The sequence below is a fragment of the Streptomyces sp. NPDC002845 genome (genome assembly GCF_053591955.1).
In genome coordinates this window covers 19,747-42,851 of sequence record NZ_JBSFUU010000085.1, presented here as the reverse complement: position 1 = coordinate 42,851, position 23,105 = coordinate 19,747, and the positions used below count along the sequence as shown (strand labels likewise).

Sequence of the window (23,105 nt, the reverse complement as noted above, 5' to 3'; positions counted from 1 at the left end):
CGGCCCCTGTGACGCCCTTGTGGACGCCCGCGCGGCGGCCGCCGGTACCGGTCGGCAGAGTCGCTGCCGACCGGTACCGGCGTCCGCCGTCCTCGTCAGCCGACCCCGGCGTTGAGGAAGATGCCGCCGTCGATCACGAGCGTCTGCCCGGTGACCCAGTCCGACTGCTCCGAGGTGAGGAAGGCCGCGGCGCCGCCGATGTCGGAGGGCACGCCGAGCCTGCCGAGCGGGTAGGCCGCCGCGGCCTCCGCCTCCCGGCCCTCGTACAGGGCCTTCGCGAACTGGGTCTTCACCACGGCGGGCGCGATCGCGTTGACCCGCACCCCGGGCGCGTACTCGTGCGCCAGCTGCAGGGTCAGGTTGATCATGGCGGCCTTGCTGATGCCGTACGCGCCGATGAACGGCGAGGCGGAGACCCCGGCGACGGAGGCGATGTTGACGATCGCGCCGCCGTTGTGCTTCTGCCAGGCGTGCCAGGTGCGCTGGGCGAAGCCGAGCGCGGAGACGACATTGGTCTCGAAGACCTTGCGCGCCACGTCCAGGTCGAGGTCGGCGATCGGGCCGAACACCGGGTTCGTCCCGGCGTTGTTGACCAGGAAGTCGACGCGCCCGAAGGCCTCCATGGTGCGCTCGACGGCGGCGGCCTGGTGGGCCTCGTCGTGGGCCTTGCCCGCGACGCCGATGACCCGGTCGGCGCCGAGCTGCTCGACGGCCTCCTTCAGGGCGTCCTCGTTGCGGCCGGTGATGCACACGCGGTCGCCGCGGGCGACGAGGGCCTCGGCGACGCCGTAGCCGATACCGCGGCTGGCGCCCGTGACGAGGGCGGCCTTGCCCGAGAGCTCGGGGAGTTCCCTGGTTTCGGGGAGTTCCTTAGTCATGTCCCTGCCTTCAGTTGAGCGGTCCGCCGGCGACGTACAGCACCTGACCGGAGACGAAGCCCGCGGCATCGCCCGTGAAGAACGCGATCGCGCCCGCGATGTCGTCCGGGTGGCCCACACGCTGCACGGGGATCTGGGTCGCGGCCGCGGCCTGGAACTCCTCGAAGCCCATGCCGACCCGCTCGGCGGTGGCGGCGGTCATGTCGGTGACGATGAAGCCGGGCGCGACGGCGTTGGCGGTGATGCCGAACTTGCCGAGCTCGATGGCGAGGGTCTTGGTGAAGCCCTGCAGACCGGCCTTCGCGGCGGAGTAGTTGACCTGGCCGCGGTTGCCGAGCGCGGAGGACGAGGAGAGGTTGACGACGCGGCCGAACTTGGCGTCCACCATGTACTGCTGGCAGGCCTTGGTCATCAGGAAGGCCCCGCGCAGGTGCACGCTCATGACCGTGTCCCAGTCGGTCACGCTCATCTTGAACAGCAGGTTGTCGCGGAGCACGCCCGCGTTGTTGACCAGGATCGTCGGGGCGCCGAGCTCCTCGGCGATCCGGGTGACGGCGGCCTCGACCTGGGCCTCGTCGGAGACGTCGCAGCCGACCGCGAGCGCCTTGCCGCCGGCGGCGGTGATCTTCTCCACGGTGTCCTTGCACGCGGCCTCGTCGAGGTCGATCACCGCGACCGCGCGTCCCTCGGCGGCCAGTCGTACGGCGGTCGCGGCGCCGATGCCGCGCGCGGCACCGGTGACCACGGCGACCCGCTGCTCAGTGGTGGACATTGCTGCTTCTCCTCGCCCTTGGGGTGCGGCTCTCACGGTACGCCCGCAGGTGAGCAACCGCTTAGTACCTTGACCAGACGTGACGCTAGAAGCCCTGGCACCCGGTGTCAACGGCACACCGCGCGCGTGTGATCCATTACCTCACCAAGAGGTCGAGCAGCCGCTCCGCCTCGGCGGCCGGATCCGCGGTGAGCCCGGTGTGCACGGGCCCCGGCTGCACGACCGTCGAACGGGGCGCGATCAGCCAGCGGAAGCGCCGCCCGGCGTCGTCGCGCGAGGCCTGGCCCGCCGCCGCGCCGCCCGCGCAGACCCCCTCGACGGCACGCAGCGCGGCCCGTACGCCCGTCACGTCCGCCTCCGGGTCCAGGGCCAGCAGCTTGGCCTCGTCGAGGTGCGTACGGGCGGCCACGAAGGACCGGGCGCGGCAGTACACCAGAACGCCCGCGTTGAAGCACTCACCACGCTCGACGCGAGGCACCACCCGCAGCAACGCGTACTCGAAGACATGCCTGTCGCTCACTTGACCCCCTGAACGCGCTCATGGATGACGGCGGCCCGCGCGAGCAGCGGTTCCGCGTACGCCCGCCGCAGCGCGTCCGGCGAGTCGAAGCCGGGCTCGTCGGCCAGCCAGACCTCGGGGACCTCTGCGGTCACCTCGGCCAGGAGTTCCTCGGTGACCAGCGGCGCCAGTTCCGCGGCGGCGGAGGCGACATCCGGTCCGAAGGGCGCCAGCGCGTGGTCGGAGGCGTCGTACGGCCTGGCGGCGGAGGTACGGGCGCCGGGCCAGTTGTGGTGCCAGATCATGGTGGCCCCGTGGTCGATGAGCCACAGGTCCCCCTGCCGCATCAGCAGGTTGGGGTTGCGCCAGGAGCGGTCCACGTTGTTGACCAGGGCGTCGAACCAGACGATCCGGCCGGCCTCCTCGGGGCTCACCTCGAAGGCGAGAGGGTCGAAGCCGATCGCACGGGAGAGGAAGTCCATGCCGAGGTTGGTGCCGCCGCTGGACTTCAGCAGCTCCTGCACCTCCGGGTCGGGCTCGCCGAGCCCCAGCACGGGATCGAGGCCGATCGTCACAAGGCCGGGCACGCGCAGTCCGAGCCGCCGGGCGAGTTCACCGCAGACGACCTCCGCGACGAGCGTCTTGCGCCCCTGCCCCGCGCCGGTGAACTTCATGACGTACGTCCCGAGATCGTCGGCCTCGACGAGCCCCGGCAGCGAGCCGCCCTCACGCAGGGGCGTGATGAAGCGGGTGGCGGTGACTTCTTTCAGCATTTTCCAAGGTTACTGAGGTACCACTGGGCGCCGACGGCGGCTCACGCACCCCCTTATGCCACTCTGATCCCGAACAAGTCAAACTCTCAAGCACTTACAGTGTCTGAGCAACGGACGGCCGCGTTCCGTACCTCTGCACGGATCACGAAACACCTATGAAAGGGAAACCTCGCATATGAACAGCTCATCGCTTCGCCCCGCATCGAAACCGGCCCGCCGCACCGTCATGACGGCCGCCGGAGCGGCGGGACTCGCCGTCGCGCTGACCGCGTGCGGATCGGACGACGACTCGTCGACCTCCTCCGGCGCCCAGGAAACCACCAGCGCCGGCAGCGACGCGAGCAGCGGCGGCTCGGGCGGCGGCGAGAACGGCGGCGAGAACGCCGGCGCCGGTGGCACCGAGCTCGCCAAGACCGCCGACATCCCCGAAGGCGGCGGCCAGGTCTTCGAGAGCGAGGGCGTGGTCGTCACACAGCCGACGGCCGGCGACTTCAAGGCGTTCTCGTCCACGTGCACCCACCAGGGCTGCGCGGTGAAGAGCATCTCCGACGGCCTCATCAACTGCCCCTGCCACAACAGCAACTTCTCGATCACCGACGGCAGCGTGCAGAGCGGCCCCGCCACCCAGGCGCTGCCCGCCAAGGAGATCACCGTCAGCGGGGACTCGATCCAGCTGGCCTGAGGTCAGGCCCGTCGCGCGGGCCGCTTGAGACACGCCAGCACCTCGTCCGTGGTCGCGACCGTGGCGACCAATGCGAGGGTGTGGCGGATCATCGCGGGGGTGTACTCGGAGGGCACCCCCGCGATGGCGTCCCGGGGCACGACGGCGGCGTAACCGTGATTCACCGCGTCGAACACGGCGTTGGGGATCGCCACGTTGGCGGAGACGCCGGTGACGATCAGTGTGCGGCAGCCCAGGTTGCGCAGCAGGGCGTCGCCATCGGTGCCCGCGAGCGGCGACAGGCCGTGCAGCCGCCGTACGACGAAGTCCTCCTCGGCCACCTCGATCGGCGGGGCGACGCCCACGGCCGCGGTGCCCGACAACTGCCGTACGGGCAGCCGTTCGGCGGCGCGGAACAGCCGGGCGTTGCGGTTCGCGCCCCGCCCGTCGGGCCGGCGCTCGGCGACGGCGTGCATCACCTGCACACCGCTCTCGTGCGCCCCGGCGACGAGCCGGGCGATGTTGGCCAGCACCCCCGACGAGCGCACCTCCTCGGCCAGTTCGGGCAGCGCGCTGTCCGGGCCCACGACGCCCTGCTGGCACTCGACGGTGAGCAGGACCGTGCTCGCGGGGTCGAGGAGTTCGCCGAGCTGGTCGTGCGACGGCATGGTGCCCCCTTGTCGTCGTCGGTCGGGGCGGGCGAGCGTAGTGCCCCTTGCGCACGGGCGGAAGACACCCTCATCCTTTTCTGACGCCACGTCAGACAGGTGTACGCCGGAGAAGAGCCGGAGACGAAGGGGACCGCATGGCCGTCACTCAGCGCCGGGGCCGGAGGATCATGATGGCGCCCGACGAACTGGACGAGTTCCTGGCCACCCAGCGCACCTGCCGTGTCGCCACCGTCTCGGCGGACGGCACCCCGCACGTCAGCCCGCTCTGGTTCGCCTGGGACGGCACCTCGCTCTGGCTGTACTCGATCATCCGCAGCAGGCGCTGGGCCGCCCTGCTCCGCGATCCGCGCGCCGCCGTCGTCGTGGACGCGGGCGAGGAGTACGACGAACTGCGGGGCGTCGAACTGTCGGGCACCGTCGAGGTGGTCGGCGAGGTCCCGCGCGCGGGTGAGCCGCACCCCGAACTCGTCGGCATCGAGCCGGTGTTCGCCCGCAAGTACTTCGGCATCGGCGAGCTCCCGCACGACGGCAGGCACGCCTGGCTGCGGTTGAAGCCGGACGCCGTCACCTCGTGGGACTTCCGGAAACTGGCGTCCCTGTGAGGCATACCGTCACCTGATCACGTCAGCGAGTCACGCCCACTGATCGCGTCAGCGTGACACCCGCCGGTTCCGTCAGCGCATGGCGGCCCCCGCCTCGATCTCCTCCCCGGCCCTCCGCAACGCTGCCACCGCCGCCCTGATCGACGGCCGGCGGTCGGCGTCCACGCGCCACACCGCGTACACATAGCGGTGGACCCGGTGCCTCACCGGCAGCGCCCGCACCCCGAGCGGCATCAGGTCACGGCCGAGCCGGGGCGCGACGCACACGCCCAGCCCCGCAGCGACCAGGGCGAGTTGGGTGGGGTGCTCCCCGGCGCGATGGGCGATACAGGGCTCGATGCCCTTGGCCCGCAGCGTATAGAGCAGCCACTCGTGGCAGAACTCGCCCTCGGGCCAGACGATCCAGTCGTCGTCCGCGAAGTCCTCCAGGTCGACCTCGTCCCGGTCGGCGAGCGGATGGCTCTCCGGCACCACCACGTCCGCGGGGTCGTCGAGGATCGTGGCCTTGGCGAGCCCCTCGGGCACCGGCAGCGGCTTGTTGTACCAGTCGAGGACGATGGCCAGGTCGATGTCGCCCCGGATCACCGCGTTGATCCCGAGCTCGGGCTCCAGCTCCCGGCTGCGCACCCGCAGCGCCGGGTGTTCGGCCCGCAGCGCGCCGAGCACGGCGGGGAACAGCCCGCGCGCGGCCGTGGGGAACGCGGCGAGGCGCAGCTCTCCGACGACCTGGCCGCGCTGTGCCTCCAGGTCCGACTGGGCGAGCTCGACCTGGGACAGGATCCGCGCGGCGTGCTCGGCCAGGAGCCTGCCCGCGTCGGTGAGGCGCACCCCCCGGCCGTTCTTGGCGAGGAGCCGCTGCCCCACCTCCCGCTCCAGTTTGGACATCTGCTGCGAGACGGCCGACGTCGTGACGTGCAGCCCCTCGGCCGCCCCGCTCACCGAGCCGTGCCGGGCGAGGGCGTCGAGGGTGCGCAGGCGCTCCAGGTTCAACATGTAAGCAATGCTACGAGATGCCGGGCGACAAATCTCGCTTGTTCTACGAGATCGTTCCGAGGATCGTTACGCCCATGACCACCGCCACGACACCACGAACCCTCACGCCCACTCCCGCCACCGACCGCCGCCGGACCACGCTCGACTGGCGCCTCCGCTTCGGTTTCCTGTCGTTGATCTGGGGCTTCAGCTTCCTTCTCATCAAGGTCGGCACGGGGGGCTTCGCTCCCTTCCAGGTCACCTTCGGGCGGCTGCTGTTCGGGACGGCGGTGGTCGCGGGGGTGATGGCGGTGAAGCGGGAGCGGCTGCCGCGCTCCGCCCGGACCTGGGCGCATCTCATGGTCGCGGGCTTCTTCATCAACGCGCTGCCGTTCTCCCTGTTCGCCTACGCGGAGCTGACGATCCCGTCCACGCTCGCGGGCATCTGCAACGCGACCTCGCCCCTGTGGGGCATGGCTCTGTCCCTGGTCGCCCTCTCCGAGGACCGGCCGACGCGGGTGCGGGTCGCCGGCCTCGGCATCGGCTTCCTCGGTGTGCTCACGGTGCTCGGCGCCTGGCAGGGTTTCAACGGTCTGGACGCCAGAGGCACGGCGATGGCCCTGCTGGCCTCGCTGAGCTATCCGATCGGCTGGATCTACGTCCGCCGTACGCTGGCCGGTTCCAGCAACTCCAACCTCTCCCTGACCGGCACGCAGTTGCTGTTGGCCACCGTCCAACTGGCCGTCGTCACCCCGCTGTTCACCACCCTGCCGAGCCGCCTCCCGGTCGTGCCACTGCTCGCGGTCGTCGCGCTGGGCGCCCTCGGCACTGGGGTCGCCATGCTCGTCCAGTACGGCCTGGTCGCCGAGGTCGGCCCGACGACGGCCCAGATGGTCACGTACTTCGTCCCGGTCATCGCCACGGCCGCGGGCGTCGCCATCCTCGGCGAGTCCTTGACCTGGTCGACACCCGCCGGCGCCGCGATCGTCCTCGCGGGGGCGGCACTCACTCAGGTCCGGCCGAGGGAGCGGAGGTGACGCGCACGTACGGGATCGGCGCGGCGTCCGGCCGGCCGGACGCGCACCCCACCGCTCCGCACCGGATCGATACCCCCTCGACGCACGCACACCGACCGGCCGGACGAACCCGCACTGCACCAGCCCGCCGCCCATCGGACACACCCGTACCGGCGCCCCCTCGGGCGTACTCACAGCTTGCCTGCCCCCGCCCCGACCCGACCCGACCCGACCCCCGCTCAGACGTACCGCCGCACCGGCGCCGGGCCGGCGGCCGATGCCACCGCGGCCGCCACCTGCCCGGTCTCGTCCGGGGTGAGCGTCGAGACGGTGATCCGGATGCCCGGTGGTGCGCTCATCCGGAAGCGGGCGCCGGGTGCGACGGCCCAGCCGGCGTGCAGCAGGCGTGCGACCACGCCGGTCTCGTCCGGGACGGGGATCCACACGTTCATGCCGCTGCGCCCGTGCGCCTCGATTCCGTACTCCGCGAGCGCGCCGATCAGCGCGTCCCGCCGCTCCCCGTACGCCGCGGCCACGACCGGCGCGTCCACCGCGCCGTCGGCCCACAACCGGACGACGGCGCGCTGGAGCAGGCGGCTCACCCACCCGGGCCCCAGCCTCTGCCGCCCTCTGACGCGGTCCAGAGTGACGGCGTCCCCCGCGAGCACGGCGAGCCGCAGGTCGGGCCCGTACGCCTTGGCGACCGAGCGTACGAAGGCCCAGCTCCGGGTGGTGCCGGCCAGCGGGTGGAGGGGTTGGTCGACGATCCGGTAGCCGTGGTCGTCCTCGATGAGCAGGGTCTCCGGGTGCTCCCCCAGCACAGAACGCAGGGCACGCGCACGCGTGGCGCTCACCGCGGCACCGGTCGGGTTCTGCGCCCGGTCCGTGACGATCAGGGCCCGCGCCCCGGCCTCCAGGGCCCGCCGTACGTCGTCGGCGAGGGGGCCTTCGTCGTCGACGCCCACCGGGATCATGCGCAGTCCGAGCGCGGGCGCGAGGTCCAGCAGGCTGCCCCACCCGGGGTCCTCGACGGCGATCGCGTCCCCGGGCTTGAGGTGCGCGGCCAGGACACGTTCGATGGCGTCGAGCGACCCGGAGGTGACGGCGACCGGCCCGTCGGGCACACCGTCGGCGTCCAGTTCCGCCCGGGCGATCCGCGCCAGCTCCGGCTCCACCGGGGCTTCCCCGTAGAGGACCGGCGCGCGCTCTCCCTCCTCGACGGCCGCCGCGAACGCCGCCGCCAGCGGGGGCAGCAGCGCCGGATCGGGGTTGCCCGCCGCCAGGTCGCGCACCCCTTCCGGCACGTCCACGCGGATGTACTCACGCCCCGTCGTCGCCGGCTTGGACCGAACCCGGCTGCCCCGGCGCCCGGCGGTCTCGATGACCCCGCGCTCACGCAGCGTGCGATAGGCGGCCGCGACGGTATTGGGATTCACCCCGAGCTCGACCGCCAACTCTCTCATGGGAGGCAGCAGTTGACCGGGCTCCAGCTCCCCCGCACCCACCGCGCGCTCGACGCTCGCCGCAATCTCGGCTGCGCGCCGCCCTTCGATCCGATACTCTCCTAGCACAAAACAGATTATGCACTAGTGCAATGGAGAGCGCAATGCAGGGGCCCCAGCCGACGACACAGCCCGCCGCCTACACCCCGACCGACCGCACCGTCCCCACACGCTCCGCGAACCGGGCCTCGTACGACAAGGATTCGGTGCACGCGATACTCGACGAGGGCTACGTCTGCCACCTCGGCTTCGTCCGGGACGGCGCCCCCGTCGTGCTGCCCACGCTGTACGGGCGGGTCGGCGACCGGCTCTACGTGCACGGTTCGACGGGTTCGCGCCCGCTGCGGATGGCGGGCCAGGCCGACCCGGGGCTGCCGGTCTGCCTGACGGTCACCCATGTCGACGCGCTGATCCTGGCGCGCTCGGCGTTCCACCACTCGATCAACTACCGCTCGGTGGTGGTGCACGGCGTCGCCCACCAGGTGACCGATCCGGACGAGAAGCGGCTCGCCCTGGACTTCCTCGTCGACCACGTCGTGCCCGGCCGATCGAAGGACTCCCGGCCCGCCAACGCCAAGGAACTGGCCGCCACCGCCGTGATCCGCCTCGACCTCGACGAGGTCTCCGCCAAGGTCCGCACGGGCGGCGTCAACGACGAGCCCGAGGACCTCGCCCTCCCCCACTGGGCCGGCGTCGTCCCGCTCCGCAAGGGGTACGAGACCCCGGTCGCGGACGCGGACCTGACCCCCGGTGTCGAACTCCCCGACTACCTCAAGGCCCTCGGATGCTGATCCACCCCTGGGACACACCTCGCGACGACACCGAGTGGCAACGGTGGCTCACCGCCCACGACTTCGGCCAGCTCGCCGTCAACGGTCCGCCCGGCGAACCGCCGTACGTCCAGCCGACGCACTTCGTCCACGACCCCGAACGCAGCGAGGTCCTGGCCCACTTGGCCCGCCCCAACCCCCTGTGGCCGGCCCTGGAGGCGAACCCCGAGGTGCTGCTGAGCGTGGTCGACGACTACGTGTACATACCGGGCCCCTGGAAGCACGCGCCGGGTGCCCCACCCGAGCACGGCACGCCGACGAGCCTGTACGCGGCCGTCCAACTCCGGTGCACGGCCCACGTCGTGGACGACCCGGACGAGAAGGCCGACCTGCTGAACCGTCAGCTGGGTCACTTCCAGCCGGAGGGCGGATCGGCGAGCGTGGCCGTCGGCGAGGCCCCGTACGGCAGCATGCTCTCCGGCATCCGCGGCCTACGGCTCGAAGTGACCGGCGTACGGGCGAAGTTCAAGTACGCGAACAACCAGCCGGAGGCCGTGCAGAACCGGATCGCCGCGGAACTCGCGGCCAGGGGCGGTCCCGGGGACACGGCGGCGCGGGAGCACCAGCTGCGCAGGCGAGGTGTGTGGGCTCCCTCCGCCAGGTGAGGGAGGTCCGGCGCCGGGCCCGGACTCGCGGCCGGGGCCGGGTTCACCCGGGAGCCGGGCCGACCCGATCCGAAGGGCGGGCCGGACTCGTCGGCGGCGGAGGGCAACGTCCGAGACGTACGACCGGAGTGCGGGCCCCGGGAGGACCCGCACCCGCCCGTCGACTCACACGAGAACCGGCTCCTCCCTCCCGCCCGCGCCCCGCGCCTCCGCCACCGCGAGCCCCGCAACGGACCCGAGCATCAGCAGGGTGCCCGCCAGCGTCGCCGCCGTCAGTTGTTCGCCGAGCAGCGCGACCGCCAGTACGGCCGCGCTCACCGGCTCCAGCAACATGATCACGGAGACGGTGGCCGACCGGATCACGGTGGCCCCGGCGAAGTACAGCGTGTAGGCCAGTGCCGTGGGGACGGCCGCGATGTACGCCAACAGGCCCAGCAACAGGGCGGGTTCGGCCGTGGCCGGCACCAGCCCCTCCGCCAGGCCGAACGGCAGCAGACACAGGCTCGTGACCGCGAACGCCCCCACCGTCGTACCGGACGCGTCGGCCCCGCCGTCGCGCCCCCACCACCGCGTGAGCAGCGTCATCGCGGAGTACCCGACGGCGGACACCACCGCGAGCAGGACACCCCACGGCCGTACGGCCGCCTCACCGCTGCCGAGCACCAGCACGGCGAGCCCCACGAGGGCCCCTACGACGGCGAGGGCACCGCCTCGCCCGAGCCGTTCGCCCATGGTCAGCCGTGCGCCCAGCGCGATGAGCACCGGGCCGGCGCCCAGCGTGACGACGGTCGCCACGGCGAGGCCGGTGGCCGAGACGGCGGCGAAGTAGGCGGTCTGGAAGACGGCGAGCCCGAGACCGGTGACGCCGACCCTCAGTACCTTGCGGCCGAGCGGCTCCGGGGCGGTGGCCCGGACCCGCGGACGTGCGGCCTGGACGGCGAGCAGCAGCGCGAGCCCGCCCGCGCAGCGCCAGAAGGACAGGGCGACCGGCCCCATGTCACTGGCCCGGTAGACCAGCGAGGCGGTCGCACCCGCGGTGCCCCAGGCGACACCGGCGACGATCAGACAGAGCAGGCCTCGCCCGACGGGCAGGCCGGAAACAGCATTCGACACGTGTTCTCTCCGCAGACGCAGAAGTGCAGGGAAGGACCACGTCGTCGCCGGGTCGATACGGGCGTCAGAGCCCCGGATCAACAGCTCACCGGATCACTCATCACCGATCACCGATCACCGGCGTACGGAAAGGTCCTCGGACTACTTCTGCGGGCAGCACCGTTCCGCTCGACGGCAGAGCGCCGAGCATGGATCCGGGAGGGCCCGCCTCAGGCGGCCGGAGGGGGAAGAACGAGCGCGTTCGAAGGCATGATCAGCACCCTATGCGGCGGTCCCGCGGCCCGACAACTCCCTTTCCACGTCACCCGCTCCACCCACTCCGCCCGCTCGACCCGATCCGCCCGCGACCGGCCCGTCCGAGGGCTTGGCGGGCGTCGACGACTGGGCGATGAAGGCGCCGGCCAGCACCACCGCACCGCCGATGATCTGCGGCGCCGACAGGTGTTCACCGAGCAGCACCCAGGCGAGCACGGTCGCGATGACCGCTTCGAGGCAGGCCACGACGCCCGCGACCGGCGGGGAGAGCCGGCGTACGGCGACCACTCCGGTGACGTACGCGAGGACGGTCGTGATCAGCACGACCCAGCCGATCAGCAGCCAGGCGGCGACGGCTGTGCCGTCCATGTCGGCGGAGCCCGCGAGCACCGACCAGTCCATGGTCCAGGGGCGCGCGACAACGGTCAGCGCGAAGGCGCCGACGAGCAGGCCGTAGGCGATGACGCCGAGCGGGTCCGGCGCCTCCTCACCGGCGTCGCCGCCCTGGTCGGAGAGTACGAAGTAGCAGGCCTGGCCGCAGGCCGCGGCCAGGGCGAGCAGCAGCCCCAGCACGTCGAAACCGAGCCCCGACCACACCTCGACGACACAGGCGAGGCCGCCGACCGCGAGGACGACCCCGACGGCCGCGGCCCGTGTCACCGGCCGCCGCTGCACGAACCGCACCCAGCCGAGGACGAGCGCGGGCCCCAGGTACTCGACGAGCAGCGCGACCCCGACCGGAATCCGGGAGATCGCGGCGAAGTAGCAGGCCTGCACCCCGGCCACCGCGAGGAGCCCGAACCCGGCGAGCAGCGCGGGCCGCCTGCGGGGCAGCGCCCGATGGCGGACGGCCAGCGGCAGCATCACCAGCGCGGCGCCCGCGACCCGCAGCCACACCACGTGGAGCGGTTCGAGCCCGGCCTCGATCAACGGTTTGGCCGCGACACCCGATCCGCCGAAGGCGAGCGCCGACACAAGCGCGAGGCCCAGGCCGACGCTTCTTCCCCGCCCGCCCTGACTGCTCTGAGACGTATGCACCGGCACATGATGACAGGCAAAGTCAGGACCGTCATCCCCAATGACACCTGTCTCAGCGACTGGACGCCGACATCGGCCCGCGGAGGCTCGGATACGGAACACCAGGTGGCCCGCGACGGATGCGCGGCTGGACACCGCAAGCCACCACGGAGACCCGGGGGCTCGGCACCAAGTGGCCACAGGTACTCGACGACCGATCACCGGACGGCACGTGGAGACGGCACATGGAGACCGGGCTGTTGGACGCCGGACGCCCTGCAGAGACAGAACGGAACAGCTGGACGCGGCCCGCGAGGCTCAACAGCTGAACTCCGCAGACGCCCGCGAGGGCTCAGCAGGTGGCGTCCCCGCCCGCCGCGTACGGCCGCGCCGCCCGGCTCGCCAGCACCTCCACGTCGACACCTGCGCGCCCCAGGACCTCCACCGCCCGCGATTCGGGAGCCGCGACCATCGCGGCGAGCAGGTCGACCCCGAGGGCGCGCCCCGCGTCCCGCCCCTCACCCCGCCGTTCGGCGCGCTCGCAGGCCTCCTCCATCGCGCCGGCCGCCACGGGCGAGAAACCCGTCGGCTCGGTCAGCACGGGTACGGCACCGGAGTCCTCGACGCTGCTCTGCCAGCGCAGGCCGTAGCCGATGCTGCGCTGCACGAGGTAGCCGAGCAGCCGGGCGACCTGCGGACCGTCGTCGAAGGCCGCACGGACCTCGGGGTCGGACTCCAGGAGCGTGTGCAGCAGATGGGCCGTGTCGATCTGCCGGTCCCCGTCTCTCAGCGCTCTGCGGCGCGCGGCGGCGATCACCGAGGCCAGCTCCTCACTGAGCCTGGCCTCGGGTTCCGAACGGTTCGGGCCATGGTCGGCGGCCGCCTGCCGAGGAATACGGGATTGCACAACCCCCACCCCATCAGTCCCACCAAGCCGAGTCATCCACGGAAGGAAGCATTTTCGCGTCCGACAGAGGTTGGGCACGGATGACTCGTTTCTCCTCCTTACGGATGAGATCACGCCGATGCCCCCGGAGGGGGCGCGCGCCGTCCTGCCGCACGCCCCGAACGCAACCGGATGACACCGGCGCTCGTCCAACGCAGCATGGAGAGCAGGTGCTGGCTGGTGGCCCTGCCGGCGATCGACGGCAGGGAGTACGTGTACCGGGTGTACGCCCCCGAGGACGCCCTGCTCGCCGACCTGTTCTGGGAGGCCTGGCACTGCCACGACGAGAGCCCCTTCCCGCGCGCGTGGGACCTGTTCGACGCGGCGGTGATACGGCGGGTGGGCTGAACGCCCGCAGAATCAGGCTCCTCCCCCTCCTCCTCTCCATAATTCCTGACGGTTCGTCAGTATTGAATGTTCCAGGCCCTGCGGCTACGTTCCGCGACATTGCAGCCCGACACGAAGGGGTGGTCGTATGGCCGAGGTCAGCGCGGAGGCACGGATCGAGGCACCTGCCGAGAAGGTCTGGGCGCAGCTCACCGACTGGTCCGCGTACGGCGAGTGGAACACGACGCACACCGGCTTCCCCAAGGGCGGCCCGGAGACCCTCGAAGTGGGCGCCACCTTCCAGGAGAACATGAAGCTCATGGCCTTCCCGGCCGAGGTCGAGTGGACCGTCGCCGAGTTGGAGCCCGCCCGAGCGCTCGCCATCCGCGGCAAGGGCCCGATGGCCGTGGACCTCGCCACGCGCTACACGCTCACCCCGGACGGCGGCGCCACCACGGTCCGCATCGACGCCTCCTTCACGGGCGCGGCCGTCTCCCTGATGGCGGGCAAGCTCAAGGACTCGGCCACGGCAGCGCTCAGCGAGTCACTGCGGAAGCTGGGCGGACTGGTGGGCTGACGGGACACCCCGGGCACCCGCCCGCACACATGCATGAGAGTGCCCCGCGGAGGAACCGCCTCCGCGGGGCACTCTCACACACAGCGGCCCGTCAGCCCTCGTCGGCGAGGATCAGGTACAGCTTCTTGCGGGCCTCGTTGATGACAGCCAGCGCCTTGTCGCGCTGGTCCTTGTTGCCGGTCTTCCAGACCTGCCCGAACGCCTCCATCAGGCCGAAGCCGGCCGTCCGGATCTCGCTCAGCGCCTCCCAGTCGACCCCGCGCGAGGCCTCTTCCCAGGGCGCCTCGGGACCCTCGTCGACCGCGGCGCGGCCCGACTCGGTGAGCGAGAACAGCTTCTTGCCGCCCTCGGTCTCGCTGGTGATGAGCCCCTCGTCCTCCAGCAGTTGGAGGGTGGGGTAGACCGAACCCGGGCTGGGCTTCCACGCCCCGCCACTGCGCTCGGCGATCTCCTGGATCATCTCGTATCCGTGCATCGGCCGGTCCTTGAGGAGGGCCAGGATGGAGGCCCGCACGTCACCGCGGCGCGCCCTTCCCCTGGGACCGCCCCTGCCGCGCCCTCCCCAGGGCCCCGGACCGAACCCGGGGATCCCGGGACCACCATGCCCCGGCCCGAAGGGCCCGAACGCCCCGCGCCGCGCCTCGTAGTCGCCCCGACCCTGTCGCTGGGGCCCGCCACGACGTCCATGGCCACGCTCGAATCCGTAGTCGCTTCCATGCGAACGCATCGCAATCACTCCATTCCATCGTTGATCTGTCGCGATGCCTCAACGATATATCGGAACAGTTCGCATGGCAAGACCTGGGCCGAACACGCAGGTTGACCTGTGTCAGTGGGTGTTGATCGATTGCCAGCGAAGGCCGATCAAGGGACTTCTGTGCCAGTTAGGGATGACTGTCTGCAGGGTTCGTGACAGTGGAGGATGACCGCAGACGGCGACGATTACTCTGCTCGACGGGTCTGTAGTGTGCGGCAATGACAAGAAGCGAGCGGCTCGCGGAGCAGTTGGACTGGTACTGGCGCAAGAATCTGCGGCCACGGCTGGACGGTCTTACTGACGAGGAGTACTTCTGGGAGCCGGTGCGCGGCTGCTGGAGCATCCGCCCACGTGGCACGTCGGCCGCACCGATATCGGCAGGTTCGGGGAAGTGGACGATGGACTCCGCGTCCCCTGACCCGGTGCCGGCACCGGTGACCACGATTGCCTGGCGGCTGGCGCACATCATCGTCTCCTGCCTGGGCTATCGGGTCGGATGGCACTTCGGCGGCCAGGACGTCGACTCCCAGACATTCGCCTACGCGGGGACCGCTGACGAGGCGCTAAAACAGCTCGATGAGATGTATGGGAGATGGAACGCGGGGGTCCGCAAGCTCTCGGACGCTGACCTGGACAATCCGCCCACGATGGGTCCCGAGCGGTTTCCCATGGAGAACAGGGTCCTGCACGTCAACAGGGAGCTGATCCATCACGGCGCCGAGATTTCCCTACTGCGCGACCTCTACCGCTGGCAGGACGGAGCCGTACCGCACCGAATATGACTTTCGGTAACCGGCGATCGAGCTTCGGAAACTTAAGTGGACTCCGTGGCGCTCCATGGCTGCTGCCGCCGAGAGGCCTCACGATCTTTAACCGCCGTTCTGCGCAGGTAGAAGGCCCTGGCATCCGGGCGAGCGCCACGCCAGGGCCTTCTAGCTGCATGTTCGAAGTTGGCGAAGCTTCCATGAACATCACCAAGGCCGCCTCCCACCGCGCTCAACCTTCGGTGAGACTACTCAACCTTCCCTACGGTCTTCTTCGGGACAGGACTGTCCGCTGTCATCCAATCGAGGCGTTTGACAGCGAACCCAGTCGCTTTGGCTTTCTTGCCAGTGAACCAAGTCGTACGGGACGAGGGACTGGGGCGGCCGAGTGGCCGTATCGGCTGGGGTGGATCTTGCGAGGCGTACGTCGAGCTGTCGTACGTGACGCTGTACGTGAGCGACGACGGCGTCCACTGCTCGACGACTGCGTTACGGGCGAAGGTCCCGGCCGGCCGGGGCGGGGACAACGCTCTGCCTACCCGAACGCGCTTCGGCCCCTGCGTCCGGCCTGCTTGCTGTACGGCCTTGTGGACCAGCTCCTATGCGGATATGTGCTCGTAGGGCTCTGTGGCGGGCAGGCCCTGGCGGAGACGGCTTGAGAGGGCACGGAACCGCGCGCGTTCTTCGTCCGGCCCGGCAGGCAGTGGCAGGTGGAAGGCGGTGAGGAGGTCGAATCTGTGGAGATTCACGGCCGTGTTGACGAGTCGGCCGTAGTTCTCGGCAGCGCTAATCGCGCTTCGGTACGTCAGGGCGGAGGCGAGAAGGAACGCTACGGCCAGAAACGTCCACCGGCTGAACGGGAGAATCGCTGCCGAGAGGCCGCCCATCACGGCGAAGGCCGCGGTCATACGGCAGGTCATATCGAGCTGATCCCGGGCGTCGTCCACGAGAGACGCCGTCCGCTCCGGAAGGACCGCGTACAGCTCCGGCCAGGCGGCCACCGTGTCGAGGCCATAGGTCTCGGCGGGCCGGTCCTCAGCGGCACGGAGCATGTTTCCGAGCCTGGTCGGCATAAGCCGTTCCGGGGCGCGCGGCAGTTTGGCCAGACGTGCTGCGGCTTCGACCATCACAGGCAGGTCCTCAGGACGAGGATCGACCCGCTGCTGCAACGTATTCAGCCGCTCCCAGCGACGCCGCCATCGCGCGATGAGCGGACGCCCCAGGAGCACTCCGACTCCTCGCGTCAATGGGTAGCCCTCAAGCCAACGCACCAACTGCTGCTGGAGGGGCTGGAGCAGGAGCGCGGCGATGATCACGCCGAGGAAGAGCAGGACCCACTCGCCGGGAACCAACGACTGCAGAGAACTGACCAGCTGTTTCCTGCTGGGCATCTCTGAGGGCGCGCCCGCAGCGAGCTCGGCCAGCACGGTGAAGAGCACAGCCAGCGTGGGGATGGTGCCGGTGATCGAGAAGCGGCGTCCGTGGTCCTGGCCCAGGCCGGGTGGTGCAATGGCGTTCATCCGGCGACCACCAGCGTCTGTTCGGGGTGGACCGGGCATCGCGGCAGCTGGAGCGGATAAAGGATCAAGGCGAAGCGGTGGGAACAGTTCGTGACGGGACAGCGCATGTTGATCATCTCGTACCGCACATCGCCGGGCAGGGCCGCCTGGTCAGAAGCCCCGTAGTCCCGCGTGCTCAGCAGGGGCGGCGGCAGGCTGTAGGCGTCACGGCGGTGGAGCAGGCCGAGCTCTTCTCCGGCCAAGTGGACCGTCACAGCTTGACGGTCGTCGTCCGCATCGAAGTACTGGAGTGCCGCTGTCAGCGCGCGGGAGGCGTCCTGTTTGTCGTCCACCATGACGCTGGGGTACGGGTTGGGGCTCGGCAGCGGCCGCAGCAGCGCGGTGATTTCGGCGACGCTTGTCACGTGTTCTCCCTCTCCGACTGGTCGAGTTGGACAGGGCCGGGATCGCCCTGGCAGACGAACGCCGCCCAGTAGATGGGGTGCGGGTATTTCACGCGCTGCACCCTTCGGGCGGTAGTCAGCGCTTCCGCCACGGCCGCGCCGGCCATCACCTGGGCATAGAACTCGGTCATCAGCTCGCGGGTCTGCTTGTCGGGCACCTTCCATAGGCTCATCACCAGAGTGCGGGCGCCTGCGAGCGAGACCGCACGCCGCATCCCGAAGACCCCTTCACCGGTCCGAGTCTCACCGAGCGCCGTGTCGCATGCCGAGAGCACGACCAACCTGGTCCCACTCAGGTCGGCGGCTGCCAGGTCAGCCGCAGTGACCACGCCGTTTCCCGCCTCGTGTGGCGGTTCTCCTCCGGCGAGCCATGTGTTGGCACCGGCCAGTGCCAGGCCAGAGCGCAGCATTGGGTCGTCCAGGCCGTCGCCGGACAGGCGCCGGAACGCGCCGTCACGCTTGACGGTGAAGTGGATCGGCGTGGCCAGCGTCCCGTTCAGGGTCATCATCCGCCGGTCAGGGTCGGACGGCTGCAGGACGGCGCCGACCTGAATCGACTGGGGATCCAGGAGGTCCGGCGTGGTGGCCGGCAAAAAGAAGCCGTGGGTGGCGACGTGGAGCACCGAAGGACTGGACGCCCCGGTCACCCTGTCCTTCACGGCGTCGCTGCCCAGCAGAGGTACGACGCCGAGCAGCCCTGCAATGTGCTCCGCCTCGGCACGGGCGGCGGGCAGTGGGCCGAAGACGGGTGCGGCCGACGCCGGTGGCACGTCGGTAGAGGATCTCAGGTCCAGGTCGGGATCGGCCACGACGAGGGGCGGACCAGCGGGGGCCAAGGGCGCGCCGATCCGCAGGACGTCACGTGCACTCGCGAGGTAGCTCACCTCGTAGTCGTCCATGACGAGACGGCCATTACCGAGAGGGACGGATTCGAACGGGAACCGGTTAAGTTCACCGTCTGGGGCGACCAAGACCGCGCGCGCTCCCTCGAGCTGCGGCAACAGCGGGTCGATGACTGCCTCGCGAACGGCGGAAACGGCAGTGTCATCGGCTGTCTTCAGCCCGCTGAAAGCAGCGACCACGTCAACGACCATGGCGTCAATCTCGTCGGCTGTACCGAGCGGGACGAGTGCAGGGGGCCTGTGCCGGTGCAGGACGAGCGCGGCATAGCGATGATCGCCGGCAAGGGAGGCCGTCCGGTCGTCGCTCGCGTAATCGAATGAGGCGTAGCGCCGCAGGGCAACCAGGGCGGTGTCGGCGGGCAGAGCCTCCGCGATCTGACGCCACCGCAGGGCAAACGCCTCGATGCCGGAGCTCGCGAACAAACGGATTGAGAGTTCGGACTCGATCGCCTCCAATCGGAACCGGTCTTCGATCAGTCCTGTCTCATGGCCGCGTTCCCCTCCTACGGGCGGACCAGCCAGCCTCCTGCTCTCGATAGCCCTGCTCAGTTTCGTGTGGTTGTGCCTGAGTTCACCGATCCGGGGGTCCGTGCCGTACCCGAACGCGATGTCGCGCTGGAACACGCTCGTCGTGGTCGCAAGACCGGCGCGGTTCAACAGCACGTCTGCTGCCAACTCCACGCTATCGCGGGCGCCATGGCGAAAAGTCACGACCATGTCGAGCAGTTGGTCGACGCGGTACTGGGCGGCCGTGACCGCCTCAAGCCACTCACGCTGCGAACCTGTTCTGAGCATCGACGACAGCTGCGCGTCCTCAAGGCTCAGGCCCTCCTGGAACGTTGATACGGCCGAGGCGGTGTCGCCGAGTGCCAGTTGCACCTCGGCGAGATTGAAGAGGATGTGCCGCCGGTCGGGCTCATCGTCCTCGTCCGCTCGGCAGGCGTCCAAAGCCTCCTGATAGAACCGTGCTGCCTCCCGGTCCCGGTGGGACTTGAAGGCCAGCCGTCCACGATTGTTCAGCAGGGCCGAGCGTTGCTGCGGCGGGGTCTCGCCCGTCAGGAACTCGGCGGCCTGACCAAACAGACTTCTAGCCTCGTCGAGGCGCCCCTCCTGCTCCCGCAGAGCACCAAGGTTGGAAAGAATCCGGAGTCTGGTCTGCGGCAGGGGCTCAGCGAGCCCGTCCAATATCGCAAGCGCGTGCTCGTAGTGTCGCTCTGCGGCCTCGAAGGCCCCGTGCGCCTGATAGGTATGCCCGAGTGCCACGACCGCGTCGGCCACCGACTCCCGCCTCGCGAGGGCTGAATACAGGTCGATCGCCTCCTGGAGCGCCCGCTCCGCGCCAAGGAGGTCATGCCTGCCGCGGTGAGCGATGCCAAGGTTGAAGAGCATGTCGGCCACGGCCGCCGCGTCGGTTGTCGGGGTGAGCCAGGCCGACTCTCCGGGAGAGTCGAGGATCAAGCGGGTTTGTTCGTAGGCCCTTTCAAGATGGTGCGCTGCTCCGGACGTATCGGAGAAGGCCAGCAACAGCTGCCCGAGGCCGAGATGCGCGGCGATCCGCATCGGTCGGCTGTCGGCGAAGTGTTCTGCCCAGGCCAGTGAACGGGTCCAGTGCTCATCAGCTGCGTCTCCTTCACCGAAGCGCAAGCACAGCTCGCCCAACAGATAGTGGGCCGACGCCCGCGCGGATGCCTCATCGCTGTCCTGCGGGCCTTCCCCCGGCAGGCCCCCGGCCAGCTCTTCGTACAGCGGTCGAGCCGCGTCAACGTCGCCCACCGCGAGGTGCAGGCGTGCAGCGTCGTTCAACGCCAGAACGAGGTCGGGGTGCCGGTCGGGCAGATATCCCCGCCTCGCTTGAAGGACGTAATCCGCCATCTTCCGGGCAAGGTCGTCCTGTCCGACTCGCTCCGCGAAGAGCATGACCGTGGTGGCACGCTCCACGATCGGAGGGCCGTCGCCCTGGACGGCCCGTAAGAGGGACCACAGCGTACGAGTGAGGGACAGCACCGCGCCAAACTCACCGGCGCGAAATCCGGAGAAGATCAACTCGTCGGCGGCTGTGAGCAGTTCGACATCGGGTGCGCGCCTGATCTGCTCTTCGAGAAGTGCCGCCGCCTGTGCGTAGTCCCCTCGCGCCTTGAACTTCGCGGCGCTCTTCAGTGCTCGCCTCTTGTCTCGCTCATCGCCAGCCTGCACCGCGAACCCCCTCCTCGGCCGCACCTCTTACGCGCTTGGAGCCTGGTAGCCCAGAAGACTAGGCGACCTTGGTGACTCGTGGTGCGGCTTCGGTCGGCACCCTTCCAGGAGTGGCTGACATGGTGATGAAACTGCTGCGTGTGGAGCTGTCGTCACCTCACGGAGGCAACAGACCAGGACTGATCGTTTGACATCCAACCTAGTCACCCCAGGCCAGGGCATCGCACCGGACTAACTTGGCTGTCAAAGGACAAGACCGGCTCCGCCATCGCCGTCCCGCCAGTCGCCGACCTGCGGAGATGGCGCCCACCGACCATCGACAGCTCCCCGCCGCGATGGCCATGCCGTTCGACTACGACGGTGGCGAGGGCGTGAGCGGTGATGCCCCACACCATGAGACGCGGCTCCCGCTGGGAAGCGACCACCCCCTACAAGCCCGACCAAACTCCATGATCAAGCCGACCAGCGCGGAGTACCCCGACTTCGACGACACCGTCATGCAGCTCTGCCGCTGAAGCCGGCGGACGCACGGCCGGTCCTCTGCGTCACCTTCGTCGTCTTCGTCACCAGAACCCGAACCCGCCCGGCGTGGCCCGAAACCGGTCCAGCACCCCGGAATTGGCCTTGGCCTGCGCCTTCGCCGTTCGTCTAGCGTCGCCCCATGCGGATTCGAATCGTCGACGCCTTCACCGACCGGCCCTTCGCCGGCAACCCGGCCGGAGTCCTCCTCCTCGACGCCTTCCCGGACGACGCCTGGCTGCGGCAGGTGGCCCGGGAGGTCAACCACCCCGAGACGGCGTTCGCGCATCGCCTCCCCGAGGGCGGCGCGGCCGACTGGGCGCTGCGCTGGTTCACGCCCGCCGCCGAGGTCGCGATGTGCGGCCACGCCACGCTGGCCACCGCGCACGTGCTGAACACCACGGGAGCCCACGACGGCCCGGTGCGGTTCGCCACCCGAAGCGGTGTCCTCGCCGCCACGCCCCACGAGGACGGCTCGCTCACGCTCGACTTCCCCACCGCGCCCCTCACCCCCGTCGAACTCCCGGACGGCGCGGCCGAGGCGCTGGGCGCCGAGGCGCTCTCGGCCTTCGACACCGGCCCGAACGTCGGCGACCTGCTGGTGGAGCTGGCCGACGAGAAGACGGTTCTCGGCCTCTCTCCCGACTTCCGGGCGCTGGGCCGCTACTCGGAGCGCGGCATCATCGCCACCGCCGGGGCCGAGGACCCCGCGGGCGGCCACGACTTCGTCTCGCGCTGCTTCTTCCCGAACGTCGGCATCGACGAGGACCACGTGACGGGCAGCGCCCACACCGCCCTCGCCCCGTTCTGGTCCGAACGCCTCGGCCGCACCGCCCTGACCGGCCTCCAGGCCTCACCCCGTTCCGGCCTGGTCCGCACAGAGCTCCGCGGCGACCGCACCCTCCTGACCGGCCGCGCGGTCACGGTCATCGAGGGCGAGCTGCTGGCCTGACGGCACAGCGGGCCGGTTCCCCGTACCACGCGTGGCGGCACGGCAGGGGCGTACGACATCGCCGTACGCCCCTGCCAGCACCCCCGCGCCGCCCTTCACGCCGTGGGCAGCCAACCCACCTTCCCGGCCAGCAGCGCGTACCCCACGAACGCCCCGATGTCGAGCAACGAGTGGGCCACCACGAGCGGTCCCACGCGCCCCCAGCGCCGGTACAGCCAGACGAACACCACACCCATCACCATGTTGCCGATAAACCCGCCGATGCCCTGGTAGAGGTGGTACGAGCCGCGCAGCACCGAGCTCGCCGCGAGCGCGGTGCCCGGTGTCCAGCCCAACTGGTCGAGCCGACGGAGCAGATACCCGACGACGATCACCTCTTCGAGGACCGAGTTCTGGATCGCGGAGAGGATCAGCACGGGGTACTTCCACCACACCCCGGGCAGCGATTCGGGCACCACGGTGAGGTTGAAGCCGAGCTCGCGGGTGGCGAGATAGAAGGCGATCCCGGTGCTGCCGATCACCGCCGCGATCACGGCCCCGCGGCCGAGATCGGTCCATGGTTTCGTCCGGTCGAAGCCGAGCGTCCGCAGCCCCTGGCCCTCTCGCAGCAGAAAGTGCGCGACCAGCAGGACGGGCACCAGAGCCGTCGTGATCCCGAAGAGCTGCCACGCGAGATCAAGCCACGGACGGCCCGGCGCGGCCGAGGCGTTGAGGTTCGCGGCCTGTTCCTTCAGCCCGCCCGGTCTGGTCACCGACCCGACAAACCTGATCAGCGCGGCCACCCCGCTCGCACCGAGCGACAGACCCAGAACGAGCAGTGTCTCGTCCCGGAACATCCGTCGGGTCGGCCGCTCCGTCGGCAAAGAACCGGCCACCGCCCCAGCCTCCACCTGCACTCCCGCCTCCAGTTGAGTAATCCCGCCTCATGCCCCATCTTCGCCCCGCTAGGGTCTCGACAGAGGTTATGAAGATCGTGCACGACAGACCGTCGGGGGACGGACACCGTACGGACGCTGTACGGCCCGCCCTCCCCCTGCTT

General features: G+C 70.2%; 25 protein-coding genes. 10 read left to right on the top strand and 15 right to left on the bottom strand.

Features of this window, described 5'->3' with window-relative positions:
* Positions 1-95 precede the first annotated feature (95 nt).
* From ACWD3C_RS39735 to ACWD3C_RS39720, 4 genes are all read right to left on the bottom strand, one after another.
* On the bottom strand, positions 96-878 hold the full coding sequence (locus ACWD3C_RS39735; protein ID WP_451152070.1) for an SDR family oxidoreductase: 783 nt from the start codon (positions 876-878) through the stop codon (positions 96-98).
* A gap of 10 nt (positions 879-888) precedes the next feature.
* Complete coding sequence (fabG, locus tag ACWD3C_RS39730; RefSeq protein ID WP_451152068.1) at positions 889-1,650, bottom strand: 3-oxoacyl-ACP reductase FabG; 762 nt, start codon at positions 1,648-1,650, stop codon at positions 889-891.
* A 136-nt stretch (positions 1,651-1,786) separates the two neighbouring features.
* Positions 1,787-2,170, bottom strand: a complete 384-nt coding sequence (locus tag ACWD3C_RS39725; protein WP_451152066.1) for a DUF3037 domain-containing protein — start codon at positions 2,168-2,170, stop codon at positions 1,787-1,789.
* On the bottom strand, positions 2,167-2,922 hold the full coding sequence (locus tag ACWD3C_RS39720; RefSeq protein WP_451152064.1) for a HipA family kinase: 756 nt from the start codon (positions 2,920-2,922) through the stop codon (positions 2,167-2,169). Before ACWD3C_RS39720 ends, ACWD3C_RS39725 begins: the two co-directional genes overlap by 4 nt.
* A 175-nt stretch (positions 2,923-3,097) precedes the next feature.
* Here ACWD3C_RS39720 and ACWD3C_RS39715 point away from each other — a divergent pair, with 175 nt between their 5' ends.
* The gene (locus ACWD3C_RS39715; protein ID WP_451152062.1) at positions 3,098-3,604 is read left to right on the top strand and encodes a Rieske (2Fe-2S) protein; all 507 of its coding nucleotides are present in this window, start codon (positions 3,098-3,100) and stop codon (positions 3,602-3,604) included.
* 2 nt (positions 3,605-3,606) lie between these two features.
* On the opposite strand, the gene ACWD3C_RS39710 is transcribed toward ACWD3C_RS39715, so the two are convergent.
* Positions 3,607-4,251 (bottom strand): cysteine hydrolase, encoded by a 645-nt coding sequence (locus ACWD3C_RS39710; protein WP_451152060.1) that lies wholly within the window; start codon positions 4,249-4,251, stop codon positions 3,607-3,609.
* A gap of 137 nt (positions 4,252-4,388) precedes the next feature.
* Here ACWD3C_RS39710 and ACWD3C_RS39705 point away from each other — a divergent pair, with 137 nt between their 5' ends.
* Positions 4,389-4,856: a pyridoxamine 5'-phosphate oxidase family protein gene (locus ACWD3C_RS39705; RefSeq protein WP_451152058.1), complete on the top strand. Its 468-nt coding sequence runs from the start codon at positions 4,389-4,391 to the stop codon at positions 4,854-4,856.
* Positions 4,857-4,928: 72 nt separating this feature from the next.
* Here ACWD3C_RS39705 and ACWD3C_RS39700 read toward each other — a convergent pair whose 3' ends face one another.
* Positions 4,929-5,849, bottom strand: coding sequence for a LysR family transcriptional regulator (locus tag ACWD3C_RS39700; RefSeq protein WP_451152056.1), 921 nt, complete (start codon positions 5,847-5,849; stop codon positions 4,929-4,931).
* 74 nt (positions 5,850-5,923) lie between these two features.
* Here ACWD3C_RS39700 and ACWD3C_RS39695 point away from each other — a divergent pair, with 74 nt between their 5' ends.
* Positions 5,924-6,865, top strand: coding sequence for a DMT family transporter (locus tag ACWD3C_RS39695; RefSeq protein ID WP_451152054.1), 942 nt, complete (start codon positions 5,924-5,926; stop codon positions 6,863-6,865).
* A 218-nt stretch (positions 6,866-7,083) separates the two neighbouring features.
* Here ACWD3C_RS39695 and ACWD3C_RS39690 read toward each other — a convergent pair whose 3' ends face one another.
* On the bottom strand, positions 7,084-8,415 hold the full coding sequence (locus ACWD3C_RS39690) for an aminotransferase class I/II-fold pyridoxal phosphate-dependent enzyme (RefSeq protein ID WP_451152052.1): 1,332 nt from the start codon (positions 8,413-8,415) through the stop codon (positions 7,084-7,086).
* Between the two features lie 35 nt (positions 8,416-8,450).
* On the opposite strand from ACWD3C_RS39690, the gene ACWD3C_RS39685 reads away from it, so the two are divergent.
* Positions 8,451-9,137 (top strand): pyridoxamine 5'-phosphate oxidase family protein, encoded by a 687-nt coding sequence (locus ACWD3C_RS39685; protein WP_451152050.1) that lies wholly within the window; start codon positions 8,451-8,453, stop codon positions 9,135-9,137.
* Positions 9,131-9,781, top strand: coding sequence for an FMN-binding negative transcriptional regulator (locus ACWD3C_RS39680; protein ID WP_451152048.1), 651 nt, complete (start codon positions 9,131-9,133; stop codon positions 9,779-9,781). The genes ACWD3C_RS39685 and ACWD3C_RS39680 overlap by 7 nt, the downstream gene beginning before the upstream one ends.
* A 165-nt stretch (positions 9,782-9,946) precedes the next feature.
* On the opposite strand, the gene ACWD3C_RS39675 is transcribed toward ACWD3C_RS39680, so the two are convergent.
* The 3 genes from ACWD3C_RS39675 to ACWD3C_RS39665 form a co-directional block, all read right to left on the bottom strand.
* Complete coding sequence (locus tag ACWD3C_RS39675) at positions 9,947-10,894, bottom strand: DMT family transporter (RefSeq protein WP_451152046.1); 948 nt, start codon at positions 10,892-10,894, stop codon at positions 9,947-9,949.
* Between the two features lie 261 nt (positions 10,895-11,155).
* Complete coding sequence (locus tag ACWD3C_RS39670; RefSeq protein WP_451152044.1) at positions 11,156-12,193, bottom strand: EamA family transporter; 1,038 nt, start codon at positions 12,191-12,193, stop codon at positions 11,156-11,158.
* Between the two features lie 325 nt (positions 12,194-12,518).
* A complete protein-coding gene (locus ACWD3C_RS39665) occupies positions 12,519-13,073 on the bottom strand; it encodes a Clp protease N-terminal domain-containing protein (protein WP_451152042.1) in 555 nt (184 codons plus the stop codon).
* A 198-nt stretch (positions 13,074-13,271) separates the two neighbouring features.
* On the opposite strand from ACWD3C_RS39665, the gene ACWD3C_RS39660 reads away from it, so the two are divergent.
* Positions 13,272-13,460: a hypothetical protein gene (locus tag ACWD3C_RS39660; RefSeq protein ID WP_451152040.1), complete on the top strand. Its 189-nt coding sequence runs from the start codon at positions 13,272-13,274 to the stop codon at positions 13,458-13,460.
* Between the two features lie 127 nt (positions 13,461-13,587).
* Positions 13,588-14,016: a type II toxin-antitoxin system Rv0910 family toxin gene (locus tag ACWD3C_RS39655; RefSeq protein WP_451152038.1), complete on the top strand. Its 429-nt coding sequence runs from the start codon at positions 13,588-13,590 to the stop codon at positions 14,014-14,016.
* Between the two features lie 91 nt (positions 14,017-14,107).
* On the opposite strand, the gene ACWD3C_RS39650 is transcribed toward ACWD3C_RS39655, so the two are convergent.
* Positions 14,108-14,743: a PadR family transcriptional regulator gene (locus ACWD3C_RS39650; protein WP_451152036.1), complete on the bottom strand. Its 636-nt coding sequence runs from the start codon at positions 14,741-14,743 to the stop codon at positions 14,108-14,110.
* A gap of 248 nt (positions 14,744-14,991) precedes the next feature.
* On the opposite strand from ACWD3C_RS39650, the gene ACWD3C_RS39645 reads away from it, so the two are divergent.
* Entirely contained in the window at positions 14,992-15,555 is a 564-nt protein-coding gene (locus ACWD3C_RS39645; protein ID WP_451152034.1) for a DinB family protein, read from the top strand.
* Between the two features lie 581 nt (positions 15,556-16,136).
* On the opposite strand, the gene ACWD3C_RS39640 is transcribed toward ACWD3C_RS39645, so the two are convergent.
* Genes ACWD3C_RS39640 through ACWD3C_RS39630 form a run of 3 tightly spaced genes read right to left on the bottom strand, consistent with a single transcriptional unit; the run spans position 16,137 to position 20,595 of the window.
* Complete coding sequence (locus ACWD3C_RS39640) at positions 16,137-17,057, bottom strand: hypothetical protein (RefSeq protein ID WP_451152032.1); 921 nt, start codon at positions 17,055-17,057, stop codon at positions 16,137-16,139.
* Entirely contained in the window at positions 17,054-17,461 is a 408-nt protein-coding gene (locus tag ACWD3C_RS39635) for a hypothetical protein (RefSeq protein ID WP_451152030.1), read from the bottom strand. Before ACWD3C_RS39635 ends, ACWD3C_RS39640 begins: the two co-directional genes overlap by 4 nt.
* Positions 17,458-20,595: a CHAT domain-containing protein gene (locus ACWD3C_RS39630; protein WP_451152028.1), complete on the bottom strand. Its 3,138-nt coding sequence runs from the start codon at positions 20,593-20,595 to the stop codon at positions 17,458-17,460. The genes ACWD3C_RS39635 and ACWD3C_RS39630 overlap by 4 nt, the downstream gene beginning before the upstream one ends.
* A 299-nt stretch (positions 20,596-20,894) precedes the next feature.
* Between ACWD3C_RS39630 and ACWD3C_RS39625 the strand changes: the two genes are divergently transcribed.
* On the top strand, positions 20,895-21,110 hold the full coding sequence (locus ACWD3C_RS39625; protein ID WP_451152026.1) for a hypothetical protein: 216 nt from the start codon (positions 20,895-20,897) through the stop codon (positions 21,108-21,110).
* 146 nt (positions 21,111-21,256) lie between these two features.
* Positions 21,257-22,066, top strand: a complete 810-nt coding sequence (locus ACWD3C_RS39620; RefSeq protein ID WP_451152024.1) for a PhzF family phenazine biosynthesis protein — start codon at positions 21,257-21,259, stop codon at positions 22,064-22,066.
* Positions 22,067-22,161: 95 nt separating this feature from the next.
* On the opposite strand, the gene ACWD3C_RS39615 is transcribed toward ACWD3C_RS39620, so the two are convergent.
* Positions 22,162-22,962: a CPBP family intramembrane glutamic endopeptidase gene (locus ACWD3C_RS39615; RefSeq protein ID WP_451152022.1), complete on the bottom strand. Its 801-nt coding sequence runs from the start codon at positions 22,960-22,962 to the stop codon at positions 22,162-22,164.
* Positions 22,963-23,105: the final 143 nt, after the last annotated feature.

Excerpts from the sequence above, each read along its gene's own strand:
- ACWD3C_RS39735 (WP_451152070.1), bottom strand. The coding sequence starts at position 878 with ATGACTAAGGAACTCCCCGAAACCAGGGAACTCCCCGAGCTCTCGGGC.
- fabG (WP_451152068.1), bottom strand. The coding sequence starts at position 1,650 with ATGTCCACCACTGAGCAGCGGGTCGCCGTGGTCACCGGTGCCGCGCGC.
- ACWD3C_RS39720 (WP_451152064.1), bottom strand. The coding sequence starts at position 2,922 with ATGCTGAAAGAAGTCACCGCCACCCGCTTCATCACGCCCCTGCGTGAG.
- ACWD3C_RS39715 (WP_451152062.1), top strand. The coding sequence starts at position 3,098 with ATGAACAGCTCATCGCTTCGCCCCGCATCGAAACCGGCCCGCCGCACC.
- ACWD3C_RS39710 (WP_451152060.1), bottom strand. The coding sequence starts at position 4,251 with ATGCCGTCGCACGACCAGCTCGGCGAACTCCTCGACCCCGCGAGCACG.
- ACWD3C_RS39705 (WP_451152058.1), top strand. The coding sequence starts at position 4,389 with ATGGCCGTCACTCAGCGCCGGGGCCGGAGGATCATGATGGCGCCCGAC.
- ACWD3C_RS39700 (WP_451152056.1), bottom strand. The coding sequence starts at position 5,849 with ATGTTGAACCTGGAGCGCCTGCGCACCCTCGACGCCCTCGCCCGGCAC.
- ACWD3C_RS39695 (WP_451152054.1), top strand. The coding sequence starts at position 5,924 with ATGACCACCGCCACGACACCACGAACCCTCACGCCCACTCCCGCCACC.
- ACWD3C_RS39685 (WP_451152050.1), top strand. The coding sequence starts at position 8,451 with ATGCAGGGGCCCCAGCCGACGACACAGCCCGCCGCCTACACCCCGACC.
- ACWD3C_RS39680 (WP_451152048.1), top strand. The coding sequence starts at position 9,131 with ATGCTGATCCACCCCTGGGACACACCTCGCGACGACACCGAGTGGCAA.
- ACWD3C_RS39660 (WP_451152040.1), top strand. The coding sequence starts at position 13,272 with ATGGAGAGCAGGTGCTGGCTGGTGGCCCTGCCGGCGATCGACGGCAGG.
- ACWD3C_RS39655 (WP_451152038.1), top strand. The coding sequence starts at position 13,588 with ATGGCCGAGGTCAGCGCGGAGGCACGGATCGAGGCACCTGCCGAGAAG.
- ACWD3C_RS39650 (WP_451152036.1), bottom strand. The coding sequence starts at position 14,743 with ATGCGTTCGCATGGAAGCGACTACGGATTCGAGCGTGGCCATGGACGT.
- ACWD3C_RS39645 (WP_451152034.1), top strand. The coding sequence starts at position 14,992 with ATGACAAGAAGCGAGCGGCTCGCGGAGCAGTTGGACTGGTACTGGCGC.
- ACWD3C_RS39640 (WP_451152032.1), bottom strand. The coding sequence starts at position 17,057 with ATGAACGCCATTGCACCACCCGGCCTGGGCCAGGACCACGGACGCCGC.
- ACWD3C_RS39625 (WP_451152026.1), top strand. The coding sequence starts at position 20,895 with ATGGCGCCCACCGACCATCGACAGCTCCCCGCCGCGATGGCCATGCCG.
- ACWD3C_RS39620 (WP_451152024.1), top strand. The coding sequence starts at position 21,257 with ATGCGGATTCGAATCGTCGACGCCTTCACCGACCGGCCCTTCGCCGGC.